This window comes from Chryseobacterium sp. HR92, from assembly GCF_045689405.1.
In the GTDB taxonomy this organism is placed as follows: domain Bacteria; phylum Bacteroidota; class Bacteroidia; order Flavobacteriales; family Weeksellaceae; genus Chryseobacterium; species Chryseobacterium viscerum_A.
Genome location: NZ_CP139139.1, coordinates 3,767,963 through 3,783,447, shown reverse-complemented (window position 1 = coordinate 3,783,447; position 15,485 = coordinate 3,767,963). Strand labels below are relative to the sequence as shown.

28 protein-coding genes, 1 tRNA gene and 1 pseudogene are annotated in these 15,485 nt (G+C 34.8%); 28 read left to right on the top strand and 2 right to left on the bottom strand.

What is annotated here, in order from left to right:
* Window positions 1–58 precede the first annotated feature (58 nt).
* From SFA27_RS16980 to SFA27_RS16945, 8 genes and pseudogenes are all read left to right on the top strand, one after another.
* Window positions 59–541: a hypothetical protein gene (locus SFA27_RS16980; protein WP_407293784.1), complete on the top strand. Its 483-nt coding sequence runs from the start codon at window positions 59–61 to the stop codon at window positions 539–541.
* Window positions 541–1,272: a lambda exonuclease family protein gene (locus tag SFA27_RS16975; RefSeq protein WP_407293782.1), complete on the top strand. Its 732-nt coding sequence runs from the start codon at window positions 541–543 to the stop codon at window positions 1,270–1,272. The genes SFA27_RS16980 and SFA27_RS16975 overlap by 1 nt, the downstream gene beginning before the upstream one ends.
* Window positions 1,251–1,517: pseudogene (locus SFA27_RS16970) on the top strand (DUF3127 domain-containing protein); the annotation flags it as partial. The gene SFA27_RS16975 and the pseudogene SFA27_RS16970, both read left to right, overlap by 22 nt.
* A gap of 8 nt (window positions 1,518–1,525) precedes the next feature.
* Window positions 1,526–1,660, top strand: coding sequence for a hypothetical protein (locus SFA27_RS16965; RefSeq protein ID WP_407293780.1), 135 nt, complete (start codon window positions 1,526–1,528; stop codon window positions 1,658–1,660).
* Complete coding sequence (locus SFA27_RS16960) at window positions 1,629–2,039, top strand: hypothetical protein (protein WP_407293777.1); 411 nt, start codon at window positions 1,629–1,631, stop codon at window positions 2,037–2,039. The genes SFA27_RS16965 and SFA27_RS16960 overlap by 32 nt, the downstream gene beginning before the upstream one ends.
* A gap of 73 nt (window positions 2,040–2,112) precedes the next feature.
* Window positions 2,113–2,772, top strand: a complete 660-nt coding sequence (locus SFA27_RS16955; RefSeq protein ID WP_407293775.1) for a hypothetical protein — start codon at window positions 2,113–2,115, stop codon at window positions 2,770–2,772.
* Window positions 2,760–4,217 carry a replicative DNA helicase gene (locus tag SFA27_RS16950; protein ID WP_407293773.1) on the top strand — a complete coding sequence of 486 codons (1,458 nt, stop codon included), beginning with the start codon at window positions 2,760–2,762 and terminating at the stop codon, window positions 4,215–4,217. Before SFA27_RS16955 ends, SFA27_RS16950 begins: the two co-directional genes overlap by 13 nt.
* Window positions 4,198–4,380 (top strand): hypothetical protein, encoded by a 183-nt coding sequence (locus SFA27_RS16945; RefSeq protein WP_407298193.1) that lies wholly within the window; start codon window positions 4,198–4,200, stop codon window positions 4,378–4,380. Before SFA27_RS16950 ends, SFA27_RS16945 begins: the two co-directional genes overlap by 20 nt.
* On the opposite strand, the gene SFA27_RS16940 is transcribed toward SFA27_RS16945, so the two are convergent.
* Both SFA27_RS16940 and SFA27_RS16935 read right to left on the bottom strand, forming a co-directional pair.
* Window positions 4,369–4,680 (bottom strand): GIY-YIG nuclease family protein, encoded by a 312-nt coding sequence (locus SFA27_RS16940; protein ID WP_407293770.1) that lies wholly within the window; start codon window positions 4,678–4,680, stop codon window positions 4,369–4,371. The two genes, SFA27_RS16945 and SFA27_RS16940, sit on opposite strands and share 12 nt — an antisense overlap.
* 49 nt (window positions 4,681–4,729) lie before the next feature.
* Entirely contained in the window at window positions 4,730–4,942 is a 213-nt protein-coding gene (locus SFA27_RS16935) for a hypothetical protein (RefSeq protein WP_407293767.1), read from the bottom strand.
* 117 nt (window positions 4,943–5,059) lie between these two features.
* Between SFA27_RS16935 and SFA27_RS16930 the strand changes: the two genes are divergently transcribed.
* The 20 genes from SFA27_RS16930 (at window position 5,060) to SFA27_RS16835 (ending at window position 15,457) form a co-directional block, all read left to right on the top strand.
* Window positions 5,060–5,305 carry a hypothetical protein gene (locus tag SFA27_RS16930; protein WP_407293765.1) on the top strand — a complete coding sequence of 82 codons (246 nt, stop codon included), beginning with the start codon at window positions 5,060–5,062 and terminating at the stop codon, window positions 5,303–5,305.
* A gap of 604 nt (window positions 5,306–5,909) precedes the next feature.
* On the top strand, window positions 5,910–6,218 hold the full coding sequence (locus SFA27_RS16925) for a hypothetical protein (RefSeq protein WP_407293763.1): 309 nt from the start codon (window positions 5,910–5,912) through the stop codon (window positions 6,216–6,218).
* Window positions 6,215–6,592 (top strand): hypothetical protein, encoded by a 378-nt coding sequence (locus SFA27_RS16920; protein ID WP_407293761.1) that lies wholly within the window; start codon window positions 6,215–6,217, stop codon window positions 6,590–6,592. The genes SFA27_RS16925 and SFA27_RS16920 overlap by 4 nt, the downstream gene beginning before the upstream one ends.
* An 11-nt stretch (window positions 6,593–6,603) precedes the next feature.
* Window positions 6,604–6,876: a hypothetical protein gene (locus SFA27_RS16915; RefSeq protein WP_407293759.1), complete on the top strand. Its 273-nt coding sequence runs from the start codon at window positions 6,604–6,606 to the stop codon at window positions 6,874–6,876.
* Window positions 6,877–6,930: 54 nt separating this feature from the next.
* Entirely contained in the window at window positions 6,931–7,281 is a 351-nt protein-coding gene (locus tag SFA27_RS16910; RefSeq protein WP_407293757.1) for a hypothetical protein, read from the top strand.
* 46 nt (window positions 7,282–7,327) lie between these two features.
* A complete protein-coding gene (locus SFA27_RS16905) occupies window positions 7,328–7,582 on the top strand; it encodes a hypothetical protein (RefSeq protein ID WP_407293755.1) in 255 nt (84 codons plus the stop codon).
* A 17-nt stretch (window positions 7,583–7,599) separates the two neighbouring features.
* The gene (locus tag SFA27_RS16900; RefSeq protein ID WP_407293753.1) at window positions 7,600–8,049 is read left to right on the top strand and encodes a hypothetical protein; all 450 of its coding nucleotides are present in this window, start codon (window positions 7,600–7,602) and stop codon (window positions 8,047–8,049) included.
* A gap of 82 nt (window positions 8,050–8,131) precedes the next feature.
* A complete protein-coding gene (locus SFA27_RS16895; RefSeq protein ID WP_407293751.1) occupies window positions 8,132–8,602 on the top strand; it encodes a hypothetical protein in 471 nt (156 codons plus the stop codon).
* Window positions 8,603–8,610: 8 nt separating this feature from the next.
* The gene (locus tag SFA27_RS16890) at window positions 8,611–8,919 is read left to right on the top strand and encodes a hypothetical protein (RefSeq protein ID WP_407293750.1); all 309 of its coding nucleotides are present in this window, start codon (window positions 8,611–8,613) and stop codon (window positions 8,917–8,919) included.
* A 42-nt stretch (window positions 8,920–8,961) separates the two neighbouring features.
* Window positions 8,962–9,204: a hypothetical protein gene (locus SFA27_RS16885; RefSeq protein WP_407293748.1), complete on the top strand. Its 243-nt coding sequence runs from the start codon at window positions 8,962–8,964 to the stop codon at window positions 9,202–9,204.
* Window positions 9,201–9,614, top strand: a complete 414-nt coding sequence (locus SFA27_RS16880; protein WP_407293746.1) for a hypothetical protein — start codon at window positions 9,201–9,203, stop codon at window positions 9,612–9,614. Before SFA27_RS16885 ends, SFA27_RS16880 begins: the two co-directional genes overlap by 4 nt.
* Before the next feature lie 246 nt (window positions 9,615–9,860).
* Window positions 9,861–10,070 (top strand): hypothetical protein, encoded by a 210-nt coding sequence (locus SFA27_RS16875; RefSeq protein ID WP_407293744.1) that lies wholly within the window; start codon window positions 9,861–9,863, stop codon window positions 10,068–10,070.
* Window positions 10,071–10,220: 150 nt separating this feature from the next.
* Window positions 10,221–10,598 carry a DUF1064 domain-containing protein gene (locus SFA27_RS16870; RefSeq protein ID WP_407293742.1) on the top strand — a complete coding sequence of 126 codons (378 nt, stop codon included), beginning with the start codon at window positions 10,221–10,223 and terminating at the stop codon, window positions 10,596–10,598.
* Window positions 10,599–10,629: 31 nt separating this feature from the next.
* Window positions 10,630–10,941 carry a hypothetical protein gene (locus SFA27_RS16865; RefSeq protein WP_407293740.1) on the top strand — a complete coding sequence of 104 codons (312 nt, stop codon included), beginning with the start codon at window positions 10,630–10,632 and terminating at the stop codon, window positions 10,939–10,941.
* A gap of 224 nt (window positions 10,942–11,165) precedes the next feature.
* Window positions 11,166–11,278: transfer RNA gene (locus SFA27_RS16860), tRNA-OTHER, on the top strand.
* A 183-nt stretch (window positions 11,279–11,461) separates the two neighbouring features.
* A complete protein-coding gene (locus SFA27_RS16855; RefSeq protein ID WP_407293737.1) occupies window positions 11,462–11,656 on the top strand; it encodes a hypothetical protein in 195 nt (64 codons plus the stop codon).
* 12 nt (window positions 11,657–11,668) lie between these two features.
* Entirely contained in the window at window positions 11,669–11,848 is a 180-nt protein-coding gene (locus SFA27_RS16850) for a hypothetical protein (protein ID WP_407293734.1), read from the top strand.
* 157 nt (window positions 11,849–12,005) lie between these two features.
* Window positions 12,006–12,530, top strand: coding sequence for a terminase small subunit (locus SFA27_RS16845; protein WP_407293732.1), 525 nt, complete (start codon window positions 12,006–12,008; stop codon window positions 12,528–12,530).
* Complete coding sequence (locus tag SFA27_RS16840) at window positions 12,530–14,107, top strand: hypothetical protein (RefSeq protein WP_407293729.1); 1,578 nt, start codon at window positions 12,530–12,532, stop codon at window positions 14,105–14,107. The genes SFA27_RS16845 and SFA27_RS16840 overlap by 1 nt, the downstream gene beginning before the upstream one ends.
* A 15-nt stretch (window positions 14,108–14,122) precedes the next feature.
* Complete coding sequence (locus SFA27_RS16835; protein ID WP_407293727.1) at window positions 14,123–15,457, top strand: phage portal protein; 1,335 nt, start codon at window positions 14,123–14,125, stop codon at window positions 15,455–15,457.
* The last annotated feature ends 28 nt before the right edge of the window (window positions 15,458–15,485 follow it).

Sequence of the window (15,485 nt, the reverse complement as noted above, 5' to 3'; positions counted from 1 at the left end):
TCATCAAAAAAGCTCGGTCGTACTTCATATGCCGTGTACACAAAAACAATTAATTAAAATGGAAAAACAATTAAATACTGAGGTTGCAGAAACCGTAAGTAATACTCTTCCAGAAAAAGCAAATCTTGACTACATGTCAATGATTAATTCCAACCCTAGAAAAAAGTGGTTAAAGACAAACCAACAAGCAAATAATGCTTTGTACATACCAATTGGTATCTACTACGAATTATTAAATAAAATTTTCCCGATGTGGCAAATTGAGCAGGTTGGAGAAGTTAAATTAATAGGTAACTCTGTTGTTGTATCTATTCATTTAAAAGTTTATCACCCGGTTTACAGTGAATGGTTAACATACGCAGGCACAGGAGCGGTTCCTATTCAAGTAAAGTCAGGAAGCAATCCGACAGATTTTTCAAATATAATAGGTAATGCTCTTCATAAAAACGTTCCTGCAGCGATGGCATATGCTGTCAAGAATGCAGCATCAAAGATAGGAAGGGTATTCGGTTCTCAGCTAAATAAAACAGACGAAATATAATGGATTGGTTAGATGAAATAGGAAATGATTTCTATGAAGATGAAGTAGTAGAATCAGATAATGAGTTTGTCGATGAAGAATTAGAGTGGAAAAAAAATCGACTGGGTAGCATAACTGGGTCTAATTTCGGAAAGCTAGTTGTGAAAGACAAAAAAGGAGGGTACACGTTGTCTTCTTCTTCAACAGCAGAAACCTTGATTTATAAAATAGCATGGGAGAGATTGCTTAAATCAGGAAACGTTTCTAATGGTCTTGGGAGGCTAGAAATAAATTCAAAAGAAACCAATCACGGTTCAGATTGGGAATCCCACGCAAGAGAGCTATACGAAAAGAAGACAGGTAATAAGGTTATATCTGATAATCAGTATTTCGCAATAGATGAATTTATAGGAGGTACACCAGATGGTTTTGTAGGAGAAGATGGATTGATTGAAATAAAATGCCCATACAACGGAGGTAATCATTTAAAAACAATGTTAACGGGTAAAATTTACAATACTGATTATGAATACCAGGTGCAAGGGTACTTATGGATTACAGGGCGTAAATGGTGTGACTTTATAACTTATGATCCGGATCTGATAGATGAACTTCAGATAAACATTCTGCGAATTGACCGAGACGATAAAATTATCAAAGGAATTGAGTTTGTGATGGATATGGTTAAAGCGAAAATTAAAAACATTTTAGAAAACGAAAAAGTTAATACATGGAACTACAAGGAACAATAAAGAGAATCGGACAAACAGAAACATTTGGTTCAGGATTTCAAAAAAGAGAATTCGTAATACTTACAACAGAACAATATCCACAGCCAGTCAGTATTGAAGTAATGGGTGATAAGATTGATATTCTGGATCCGGTTAAAGAAGGTGATAATGTAAGTATCGGAATTAATATCCGAGGTAGAGAATGGACTTCTCCATTAGGCGAAACAAAATACTTCAACTCAATAGTTGCCTGGAAGATTCAAAAACTTTCCTGATGAAAGAAAAAGACGGATACTGGACTGGCCGTGATTCCAACAGCCTATTCAAATGGAACGAAAAACGCTTAATCCGAATCGACAACGACAAAAAGAAAACCAATGAAAAACCCAAAAACAAACCCAGAAATTGAAGCCATTAAGGCTAGTTTAAGTAAAGAATTAGGTTATCTGCCAGGTGATAAAATCCCAAACAGTAATGTTTCAAAAGCATTAGGTATGCTTGATGCCACCGCCACACTAATTTACGCCAAAACACTAAAACGTAAAGCCAGATTTGCCAAACCGGGAGAATGCCAGTATACAATTGGGCGAAAGACCGTATCGCCAAAACCAGAAGACGGTTTAATTTCTACAGCAAAAGCAGCTAAAATTCTCGAAGTCCAAGCAAGCAACTTAAATGCTATCAGAAAAGCCGGAAAAATTAAAGGGAAAAAAATTGGTGGCAGGTTCTTTTTCAAACCGGAAGAAATTGAAAGATATAGAATCCAAAGAGCTATTGATAAGCTTTAAAAAAACTACCATGCATTAGTGATGTTTTAGCATGGGTAAAACCAAATTGAATTATAAGAATTAAAATGAAGATATGCCTAATAGAATATTACGAGATTGGACCTACTCTGATCTAGTTGACAAAATATCATTTCAGGCAGAAGTTCTTTTTACACGTTTGATCATGAAAGCCGATGACTACGGTTCATATTTCGCAAAACCAAAATTGATAAATGGTAATTGTTTTCCGCTAAAAGATATTAGGGAATCCGACATTTCCCGTTGGCTACAAGAGTTAGCTTCAGCCGGACTGATCGTGTTTTATACTGCCGAGAATAAAGATTACTTAAATATTATCAATTTCAACCAAAGATTACGATCTATGAAGAAATGTTTTCCGCAAGTGCCTGAAAATGTGATAGAAGAATATTCGCGAGCGTTTTGTCAGCAAGTTGACCGCGACTTGACCGCGACATGTCCGCCTGAAGTAGAAACAGAAGTAGAAACAGAAGTAGAAGGGGAAGGAGAAAAAAACATTCCCCCTCCCAATTTTAAAAAAATTACAATTGATCAGTTCCATGAAGAATTAAAACCTTTTGTGGATGAATTTACAAAACCAACTGTTTCCGCTTTTTTCAATTACTGGTCTGAAAAAGACTCAAGAGGTAAAATGAAGTTTCAAAAGCAAGATACTTGGGAAACTAAAAGAAGATTAATAACCTGGAAAAATAAAGAAGGCCAATGGAACAGATAAGCACCAAATTGCCACCAAGTGAAATTGACTTTGAAAGATTGATCATAGGAACTCTGTTAATAGACAAAAAAGCAATAGATGTGTGCATCAAAAGACTGGGGCGTAATTCAGAAGTATTTTACGATCCTAGACATGTTGAAATTTATTATGCAGTTCAAAAATTAAAAGAGTCTGATGTTCCAATTGACATGATGACTATTATCCAGGAGTTGAAAAGAACGGATAAATTGACAATTGCCGGAGGTGATCATTACATTATCAACCTTACAATGGGAATTAGTTCCTCTGCTCACCTTGATTATCATGTGATGGCAGTATGGCAGTCGTATCTCCGCAGGAAGTTGATAAACATTTGTGGGAATCTGATAGAAGAATCTTACAGTAATTCTGAATCAACTCTTGATATTTTCACTAAACTACAAACAAAAGTTTTTGAAATTGAAGAAGAAATTGCAGCACAACAAGAAACACCAACCGCTCAACACTTGTTCCAGCAGGTAATAGAGCAGCAAAAACAGAATGTTATTCCGGGAGTTCCTTGTAAAAACCGAGATATTCAATTCAGAATGAACGGATGGAGAAATGGATCATTAGTTGTTATTGGCGCAAGGCCTGCCATGGGAAAAACAGCCTTTGTTCTTGATGAAGCGCTAGGAATAGCTAAACAGGGGAATCCGGTTGCGTTTGTAAGCTTTGAAATGTCGGCTGTTGAACTGCAAGAAAGACAGATGGCAAATGAACTTGAAATCAATGGAACTAAGTTTAGGGATCGTCAACTTTCAGATCAGGACTGGCAAAGAATTTACCAATGCTCAACATTTGAAAATTTACCGCTTTACATAATAGAGGGAAAAACCGTCAATTTTGAACTCAATAGAACAATTGCTAAGCTGAGGCTTTTAAAGAAGGAGAAAGGGCTTAAAATGGTCATTTGGGACTATATTCAGTTGACTGAGGTGGCCGGATTAGAAAAAGGAAAGAATAGAGAGCAAATTATCTCTACAATTTCAAGAAAAATGAAACAGCTTGCCCAAGAATTAGATTTACCGATTGTTGCACTTTCTCAGCTATCCAGATCTGTAGAACAGAGACCTGGTAAAAGACCTCAATTAGCAGATTTGAGGGAATCAGGAGCTATTGAACAGGACGCTGATGTTGTTGGATTTCTCTTCCGTCCTGAATATTATAAGATTGAAAAATGGGATAATGATCCGGAAGGAGCAGAAACTGATACTAAAGGTCAAGTAGAATTAATGGTGGAGAAATTCAGAGGCGGATCAGTTTTTACTGAAAGAATGAAATTTAGAGGGGATTATCAAAGGTTTTACCCTATCGAAGAAGAGTTTGAATATAAAAATCCGGTTCCATTAGGAAGTCTTTCAGATGCATTTGGCGCTCCGGCTAACGATAAAAAAATAATCCAAGATGAAGAATATCCATTCTAGTGAGCTGGATGATTTCAAAAAGAACTACCAGCAACGCATCGAAAATTTAGCAAAGTCAAAAACGGAATGGATTAAGGTCTTTGTTGAGTCCCAAAAGCCAAAGAAGCCTATTAAGACTGTGGGTGAAATGTATAAGGAGTTGAAAAGAAAATCACTTCTTTAAAACCCCTTTCCTTTGCCTTAATGGATCTAGATGGTAGTACAATGGATTGTCTTTAATGTTTGAGACAGGTTGAAAAAATTGAATAAGTTTTATTTCATGCCAATTAAAATTGAAATTCTTATCAATTTGAATAAACTTAACTGAGTCGAATTTTATTTTTCTTTTGAAAACATGGTTTTTAATTCTGGTTTTCAGATTGTCCGTTTTTCCAAGGTAAATCATGTTTCCATTTTCAATTAAAAAATAAATACAATTTCCATTGAAAGCGCCATCAAAAGTTTTAAAAATACTACAAAACATTACTTTTTATTTTAATGCAAAAGTGATAAAAAATTATCACATTGTATTATTATTCAAGATCCAAGTTAATTATTTCTATAGAAAGCTCTTTTAAGGCTTTTAATGCTGATTCAGCATCTTTCTTAGTGAATTTTCTATTATCATTATTATTTAACTTATTGCTTAAATATTGCTTTGCATACCTATTGTTAGGGAACATCTTTTGCGCGATATAGCCTAATTCAACTGGCGGATTGCTTTTTAAAAATTCTTCAACTGTCATAAAGCAAAGTTAAAAAATAAAATGTAATAAAAAAATATCACAAAAAAGTTTGTTTATGTGATACAATAGTATTACATTTGAAAAAGCAAAAACGAACAACAATTAAAATCAACAACAATGGCAAAATTAACAGCACAATCAGAGACAAAGTTTAATTCAACTGATAAGCCTTTAAAAAAGAAGATCACTTTAGAATTTGTAAGATTTGGAAGAAAAGGAGGGAAGAATACAAAAGAGTATTTCAGAGTAGCAACAGAGAGTGGTATAATTCAAGGAAGAACACTTTACATCACCTTAGAAGATCTTAAGAGAATAGTTGTAGACGCTGAATTGCTAATAAAAGCAGCAGACGGAGAACTTTAGAAGTGTTTAACAAGGCTGGCCACCTATAACGGCTACATGGTTATTAGTTTTTTACTGGGCGGGTTCGCTCGCTCAGTTTTTATAAACAATTAAAATTACAACGTCATGGAAGTAGAGAAACATATTATTTATTACGCTAACAGTCATAATAGAAGTGAAACGCTTTTATACAACAATAGATGCTTTATGATGTATATCAACCCTTCGGTGCTTAGAAAAGATCAGTATGAAGAAAATAGACTTTGGATTTTAAATCACTTCAGCAATGAATTATAATACTACTTTAGAACAATTTAAAAAGAATTGTAAAGCTGTTAGACTTGAACAAAGAATTCAACATACAGGCAGTTTTAGACATACACGGTCTTTTGGTTGTAATTATTACGTTTATGTTTGTCCGATAACTTTTGAGGTATTTAATCCCTTCACAAAAAAACACGAAGGCAGAGAGTATAAAAGTTTTTTCAGTTCTATTTCTGCAGATCACGCAAAAGAACAAGCGTATAATTACATTAAAGGCTCTCATGGTTAGTTTTTCCGGGTGGCGTTTTGATCCATCATGTCGCCCGGTTTTATTTCAAACAAAAATTTAAATCAAAATATTATGAACAACACTAAATTCATAAAAGTGTCGACAGCTGATCGACAGCCGGAGGAAGAAGGAAGATATTTAATTTATCACAAAGGTTTTAGATCGTTTCTTCAATCAACTTTTGAGCCCGATGATCTGGAAAAAGTTAATTATTTCAAAGAAAACATTGAATACTGGCTTATCGAAGTTCCAGACTATGAGGAGGAGATGATGGAGATGCTGGAAAAGGTTTTGAGAATAAATACACATCACAATTTTAACGGGAATTTAATCAATAATCAAATCAAAGAATTACTAACCAAACTAAAAACAGAATCATGAGAGAAATAAATCCATTTGAGTTTGTTAAAAAAATAGCTTTAGAATTTGGGGTTGACGGAACAAAAAAATATAAAACTTTTTTTAGTCAATTTCCAATCAAAAATGGTAAGAAGAAAATTTCGTCTTCCGCAGACGCTATAATAGTTGATGCCATTGGAAATGAATTTCCTTACATGCTTAATCCATACCAAAGGAACAATGATAAATTAAAAGAATTCGATTTCATATATGTCATTAGAAGTAAGGGCTTAAATGAAATCATTAATGAAACAGGAGCATTAGTAAAAACCGAAATATGTAAAATCTGCGAAGGTGGCGGGTGGTATTCTTGGGGAACAAAATATACTTACGGTGATGTTTATTGTGAAATATAAATAATATAACCATGAATATAGATGATATTCTTAATGAGTATAAAAGTAGATATGTATTCCTTCATAATTTATCTGGACAAGAAGAAGCGGTAATAAAGTGCATGCTTCACGAGAAAAACAAACTTATCACAGATGTTATTAAAGAATTGATTTCAGAATTAGATCCTGCTACTCTGTGTGGAAATTATCAAGAAGCAATAGACAAAGCAAATTTATTACTGGAACAATTTACACATTGTACGCAAAGTAAAATAGGTGAAGAAATAAACCTATTTAACTACTAAAATAAACGGAAACCGGACCGTTCTTTCCGGGAAAATAATTTAAACTTTTTATCAATGAAAAAATCAATTTTCATCGGTGCATTAGCACTGATCACACTGGCTGCGTGCCAAAACGAAAGAGAAGAATCAACTCCAAAAGTTGAAGAAAGAGCTGAAATGGCGATTAATGCGGTGAAGATAGACAGTAAAGACCCTTCAATATCAAACACTGGACGACCTGCACAGCCAGAAGCTTCTATTGAATGCCATACGAGTTATTTTGACAATTGGGGTGTTGCATGTGTTCGTGTTAATGGACAGATGTATCAGGTTAGATGGAGTCCTGCTCAAAAAGAACCTGGATCGAATGAGCCTGCTCAAATGTCATACTCTGCAACTGCAGTATCATCTTGTAGCTGTGGCTAATCATTAAAGCCCCTTCGGGGGCATTTTAAACCTTTAAAAAACCAAAATGGAAAACCACCAAGAGAAGCAATGCATATTTGATGCGTATGCAAAAGCAAAAGTGTTTATTAGCTGGATGCATTTAGTAAACTCCTGTAATAATTACGAACTACTGAACCATACATTCGCTGCCTGCGATCTAGTCCAGGAGGAACAACAGAAAAGAATATCGGAGAAGGAAGAAACTATTTCCGGTGACGACTTTTATTTCAGTGGAGTTCCTGTTGACAAAATCATTAATCCCGAAAACAAAATACAATAACAATGAAACTAATATCAATGACAGCTTTTGTTGAGGAGCAATCAAAGCATTATGTCCCGAAAGATTCTTCACAAAGAGAAAAATGGTTAAATGACTTTTACAAAATGTTCTTTAACGACATAACAAATTATGCCAAATTCTTAAAACAACCTCTCACATTGGGAATGTTTGTTCCTGTAGATGAAGAGGGGGGTGTTTTGAAAGAAGAGCCTAAATATTGTTTTGCTTCAAAAGGAAGTGAACATTATGAAAGACATGAAAAATATTGGAAAGCCAAAGAAAAAGTAATGTTTGAAGGATTTGAAATGCAACCGCCAAAGCATAAAGGTCTTTTTGATCTAGTTTCCAAAAATGGGACTTTACTATTGAATCTTAATTTCCCAATTAATGAAGATGTTGAATGGCTATTGACTTTAGGTTTTGGAATTGAATTAACCCATTCCGCTTTAAAACAAATAGGCTTATGAAAGAACTAGAAGAACTAACCCGGGATAAAAAAAATAACGTCTTCCTGACATCGGGGAAACGACAACAAGAAAAAACAAAACAATGAATAAAGACGAACTTTTAAAAATTTACTCAGCTTATCTGCCGTATGATTTGAAACTTCAACACAAGTATGAAAAAGCTAAACATAATGGAGAAACTGTATTGAGAAGTTGGGTCAAGCCTTTAGAGCCTTTAGATTTAGGTTGCTTGTTTCCACATCGAAAAGATAGTTTTGACTGGAGGCCTATTCTCTACGATCTATCCTGTCTAACAAAACCAATAGAAGGAGGTGTTTATTTGATAAATGAAATAGCTGATGTAATCAGTAAAGATCAAGGCTTTTCCATAATTCAAAATGATGATATGATCATATTAGATTTTGATGAAGAATATGTTTTTCACACCATTAGCATGAAGAATATGATGAGACAGCCATATGAGATAATTCAGATCTTGTTAAAGCATCATTTCAACGTCTTCAACCTTCCGGAATCCGAATACATCGACAAAGCAACTTTAACCAATAAATAAATTATACAATGGAAAATTTACAAATCCCACAACCAAAAGTTATTACCTGGAAAGAATTAAAAGAATTTGTTAATTCTATTCCCGAAGAATTTATAAATAACAAAGCTCACATAATGCTTGAAGACGAGTCGACAGCAAGAGAGCTAAACGAGCCTTTTTTTCAAGAGGAAGATATTTACTTTAATATCGATGATAGTGATGATTCAGGTACTCTAAAGGACTTAACAGAGGTTCATAACTCAGAAGAAGACCCTTTCATTTTGGATGATTATAGACTAACAACGCCAAAAGGAACTCCTTTTCTTTGGTCTTATTGATTAACCCTGTGCCATCTTAGGGTGGCACTTAATACAATAATTATGGAAAATAATGAAATTGAAATTCTAGAAAAACAGTACGCAGAGCTCGTAAAAACATCATGTGATTTATCAAATAAAATTACAGAACACCTTCACAAAGTATTTGATGATAAATTAGCTCATTATAATACATGGGAAGCTTTTCTAATGGACATTAATACTTATGCATCAGTAGACACATTTGGAAAATTAATATATATAAATCATGCAAAAAATAATTTTAATAAAGTAAATAACTCATGATAGCACCACAAGAACTAAAACAGAATAATTTAATAAGAGATATTGAATCCGGAAGAATTGGAGCAGTATTAACCATAGGAGAAAAGAAATGCACAATAAAAATGCCTTTCTCCAAATTAAGTCAATCCTATGAAGAGTTTGAGCCCATAGAGCTAACAGAAGACTGGCTTTTGAAGCTTGGGTTTGAAAAGCATGATGATGGGTCTGTGTCACATCAATATAGTTACGGATTTAATCCGGTTACACATGATTATTTAGTTTATTTAATATGGATTAAAGACCCAATAAAAGACGATCTTCCAAAATATCCATTTTACCTGAATGGTCATTTTGAAATGAAAACAGTCCACCAACTGCAGAACCTTTTTCACTCGCTTTTTGGTGAAGAACTTAAAATTAAAGAATCATGAATCTACAATTGTCTTTAAAAAAGAAATATTTTGGAATTAAACGTGGGTAATTACGGAAACCCACAATACAAAACCAACCAACAAAAGTAAATTAGTAAAATGAAAGAATTTATTAACGACTGCATGCTTTTTAAACATAAAGACAAGCAGATGCGAATTATAGGCGTTGTATCCTGGCTTAGCATAATTGGAATGATTGCTTTGTTTTACTGGGCCTTATTTTAGTATCTTTACTCCATGGAAAACATGGAAGAAATAGAAGCTAAAATACTTGAAAAAGTAAGGGCAGATCATAAAATAAATGGTGGAGCTAACGGATCTGATATAAACGATTTAGACAAGATCATAAATCTGCCTATCCCTGAAAGGAATAAACTCTTTGAAAAAATGGTAGCCGAAAAAAAGATAGCATACCTAAAGCCATTAAACACAGTTAGAATTACGCTACCAAAATAAAGCCCCTGAATTAACAGGGGTATTTTTTTTGTTCAAAATTTCAATGTTAGACTATAAAATTAAAATTGTTAGTAAAAACTATAGAAAAAGTTAGATTAACTATTGTTTTATCACTTTGGTCTTCGTAACTTTACTATAAAGCAATGACTTATGAGTGTGGGGTATAGTAAACAGTATCAAAATAGAAACAAGTATAAAGCGGTTAAGCAAAAGGTTGATGGATATACTTTCGATTCTAAAAAAGAGGCTTCTTATTATATTGAACTACAATGGAGATTGAAGGCGGGGGATATAAAAGAAATCGTCAAACAAAAATCATTAGAACTTTATTGTAATGAAAAACTTATATGTAAGTATAAGGTAGATTTCTGTGTTGTAACGAAAGAAGATGAAGTAGAACTACACGAGGTTAAAGGTTTTGAAACAAGGGATTGGATGTTGAAGTGGAAAATGACTGAGGCACAGCTTGAAGATATTGGAAATAGGCAGTTTGGAGGAGTTGTGCCGAAACTTGTTTTAGTTAAGTAAGATATGATTGTTGTTGAATTACCAAGCACAGATGATGAGTGCAGAAGGGGTGGATAGTTGGTTGATGAAGGAGGGTGCTTGGTGTTTTTTAAAGAAATTTAAAATGGAAAATGTTTTCTTAATCACAAATAAAGAACGAACTAAGTTTTTGTGCAGAAATTCAACTGGGAGGTATTTTGACATACCAAAGAAACAAAAAGACATAATAACTTACCCAAATGAAGGATCAGCGAAAATGATTGTTGGACACCATAGAGGTGATTATAATTTAGACTCTATTGATAAATGCGAAATGATGGTAGTTCAATATGAGTTAATTCTAAAAGAAGTTGTAGAAAAATAAACGTGATGCTAGCATATAGGTAATGCGCTACAGCCGTGGATAGGCAGTGAAGGAGAGTAGAGAATCACGGGTCGGTCCCGGGAGCATTAGCAAAAATTTTAAGACGATAGAAGTAAGAGCGACCTTACGACTTTACAAAGAAAACAGACTGATCATCTGGATTGTGCACGATTAGATTTGTAATGGTGGAAAAAGCAAAGCCACGGGGTAAAATCCGTGGAAATGGGAAAGTAGCTCAGCTGGCTAGAGCGATTGACATGCCTTAATTGAGTTGGGAAGACGAATCCAGAAACGGAGGTTATCAGTAGGTCGGGGGTTCGAGTCCCTCCATTTTCCACAATAAAGAACAATCAGTGTCAGGTCTGAGGAAGGATGCTCCTGAAAGTTGATGCATAGGCTTGCGGACTTCCATATTGTTCTTTTTAGATTGATTTAATGCAGTAGGAATTTTTCATATTAATATTTTGTGATTTGGTGTCCCGCTGCTGTAATAGGTAGCGGGGTTTTTAATTTAGGGAGTATGGAGAATATAAAAAATTTAATAATACCATTCGTTAGCGTTTTAACAGTGTTTTATTTAGTGGGTGCGTTTATAAATGGAACATTTAACAGTGCATTATGGAATGAAATATTTAAAGCTGTTTTGGCGTCTATAGCAATAATGATTGGTGGAGTCACTGCAGTACTTTATAAAATGGAAATTGAAGATAAATAAAATCTATTTTCTATGGCATGCAACTGTAAAGATATAGACTTTGGATCTGAGGAAAATTTCGCTCAACAAATAATGGTTGATATTCCATCACATATGGAAGGGTATAAGCATGCAAGACTAAAAGAAGGATTATCCGATAAAATTTGTATTGATCCATGTATCATTGATGAGGTTAAAGAGCTTTGGAGTTAGGGGATTGAAACACATGGATGTTGCTGCGGTCATAATAAAGCCGAATCTTTCGTAAATGTACATGAAAAGGATATTGAAAAAATGTTGAGTCTTGGGTACGTTCAAAACCATCCGGACAAAAGCAGAAAAGACACATTTAGATTAAAATCAGTTTGAAATGGCAAAGAAGAAGAGTGAAGATAATGAAGGAAGGAAGTCGGACGGCAAGTTTGCAGAGGGAAACAAGTTTTCTCCTGGCAGAACACCTGTTTATGCAAACGGAGAAGAACTCGCTGAAAAGCTTCTTGAATACTTCGAATGGATTAAAGGGGAATATGAAATACACGATATTGTTACAACAAACACTAAAGGTAGTGGCAAAGACGCGGTAACTACAACAATATTAACACCTACTAAAGTTTGGATCAGAGATCCGGAAGAGCCAACAATGACTGGGCTTGCTATATACCTTGGATTTGAAAGTCGACAATCACTATATGACTATGGCAAAAAAGACGGTTTTTCTTACCCTATAAAAAAAGCACTACTTCAAATTGAGAATAATTACGAAAAAGGACTATGGGGTGACAAGGTAGCAGGGGTAGTATTTGCTCTAAAAAACATGGGGTGGGCAGATAGTCTTAAACTTGGAGAAGACCAAGATGCACCTTTTTCTTTCGGATCTTTTTTAATGAAATCTTAATGGCTACGTATAAAGAAATAGAACAAAAAGGTATTGAACAAATTATACAATGGAGAGGCGACTGGAATAAGTTTGCCTCTGATGCTTTAGGGGTAAATCTAGATAAAGAACAACAGAAAATACTAGAATCAGTTCAATGGAATCCAAGAACTTCAGTTGCTTCCGGAACCGCAAGGGGGAAAGACTTTGTTACAGCCGTTGCAGCTGTTTCCTTTATGTATTTGACGCCTCGATGGAATAATGCAGGGGAATTGATTGCAAATACTAAAGTTGCTTTAACAGCTCCTACAGATAGGCAGGTAAAAAATATCATGATGCCGGAAATATCCCGATTATTTAATAAATCTAAAAAACTTATCGGAGGTTTACCTGGGAAATTAAATGCTTATGGTATTAGAACCGATTATGATGAATGGTTTTTAACAGGTTTTAAAGCTGATGAGCACAACCATGAAGCGTGGTCAGGTTTTCATGCTGTAAATACAATGTTTGCAGTAACCGAAGCAACTGGTATAATTGACGACACTTTCGGGGCGATCGAAGGAAATCTTCAGGGGAATTCTAGGATACTTATTGTTTTCAATCCAAACACTACTATTGGTTATGCTGCAAAGAGCCAAAAGGGCGAACGTTGGTCAAAACACCGATTAAATAGTCTTGATGCGCCTAATGTAATTGCAAAAAAAGAGATTATTCCGGGGCAGGTTGATCACAACTGGATTCAGGATAAGCTTGATAACTGGTGCGCTATTATTCAACCTCATGAATTTAGTACAGAAGAAGATGATTTTGTACATGATGGAATTTATTACAGACCAACTGATATTTTCAGGATTAAGGTGTTGGGTAAATTTCCAAAAGTTTCTGAGGATTCCCTTATTCCGGAACAATGGATTGATGAAGCAAATAAAAGATGGATTGAAAATAACCATAAAGAAGCCGGAAGATCTGGACGTTTGGTTGTGGGATCAGATATTGCTGGAATGGGGCGTGATAATAGTGTCGATGTATTCCGTTATGGTAATTTCGTGGACAAATTCGAAGTGTCAAATTCAGCGGGAGTTGCCGATCACATGAAAGTTGCCGGTAAATTAGCCTCAATACTTAAATCAAATCCCAATGCATATGCTTCTATTGATACTATTGGAGAGGGAGCGGGAGTATATTCAAGAATAATAGAAGTTGGGAAAGAACAAAAGATTGATTTTGGTGAAAGATTAATTTCTTGTAAGTATTCAGAGAAGGCTTCTCTAAATGATAAGCCTCTAAAAGACATTACGGAACAATATGAGTTCTTAAATATGCGAGCTTATCTATTCTGGTGCGTTCGTGATTGGTTAAATCCAAAAAACGGACACAATGCCATGCTTCCTCCGAATGATTTATTTAAAGAAGAAGCGACTGAAATAAAATGGTTCTTTCGGAGTAATGGAGAAATACAAATAGAATCAAAAGAAGATATAAAAAAACGTCTGGGCCGGTCTATTGACTTGTTTGATGCACTAGCAAATACTTTCTATCCAATTGTAGTCAAAAACAAGACAGACCTTAAAAAGCTCGGCAGAATGTTAGGATAATAAAAAATACTATATATGGATTTGAAAGGATTAGATGCAGAGAAAATAGTAAAGAAACTGGATAAATTAAGACCAAACACGGACTATTTATCTAAAGCTGTTCTGCAGTACAACGTGGAAACACACAAAATATTTACAGATAAAACAAAATACCCGGATAAGCTGGTGGAAATTGAAGAAGGAACAATCTCACAGCCTATTAATAGAATTGGTTTTGCTATACAGCAGATGATTGTTGATAAAATCGTTGCTTTTGGGTTTGGTAAGCCTGTTTCTTACATTCCCACAGATGCTGATGTTTGGCCTCTGGTTCAATCGGTTTTAGACCAAAATAAAAGTGTATCGCTTACCAGGAATATTGCCAGACAGATCTACGGAGCCACAAAAGGTGCTGAGATTTGGTACTTGACACCGGAAGCTGATAGATTGCGAGTAAAACAGTTATTACCAACAGAAGGTGATGTTTTCTATCCGGTATTTGAAAACGGAGACATGACAGCATTTGTTCGTGAGATCACAGTTAAAGACGAAAATGACAAGGAGGTTGAATACATGGAGATATACACAGCAGAAGAAAAGATTGTTCTTAAAAAAGAATCGCAATGGATTGAAGAAAGTCGAGAGGTAAATAGAATAGGGAAAATACCTGTTGTTTACGGTTCCCAAAAGAAAACAGAATGGGATATTGTTCAACCTTTGATTGAACGATTAGAAGAACTCGCTTCTGGTCATGCTGAAATTAACGATTACCACGTTGCGCCTAAGATAAAGGCCAAAGGAGATATTAAAGGGTTTTCTAAAAAAGGCGAGAAGGGTTCAATTCTGGAACTTGATAAAGATGCGGAGCTTGATTATTTAACATGGAATCAAAACACAGAATCCTATAAGCTTGAATTTGATAACCTTTGGAATATTATTTTCAAACTTACACAAACGCCAGATATTTCCTTTGACAAGCTTAAGTCTATGGGCGCGATCTCCGGAGTTGCTGCACAATATTACTTCATGGATATTCACCTTAAAGTTGAAATGAAACGTGAAATATGGGATGATTACCTGGCTAGACGTATCAATATTGTCAAAGCGTTCCTTGCAAAAGTACTCAGCACTAAAAATGCTAAAAAACTAGAAGAGCTTGAGGTTGATATTGTCTACAACCCGTACATGATCAACGATATGAAAGAGAAGATCAGTTATTTGATGGATGCAACAGGTGGACAGGCTATCATGTCGGTTGAAACTGCAATGCGAAACTTAGGCATTGATGATCCGGTGGAAGAAATGCAAAGGATTCGAGACGAGAACGAATATTCAGCGGAGACAGAGAACTCGATTACGTTTGGAGTATGATTCAAATAATAATTGATTAAATATACAT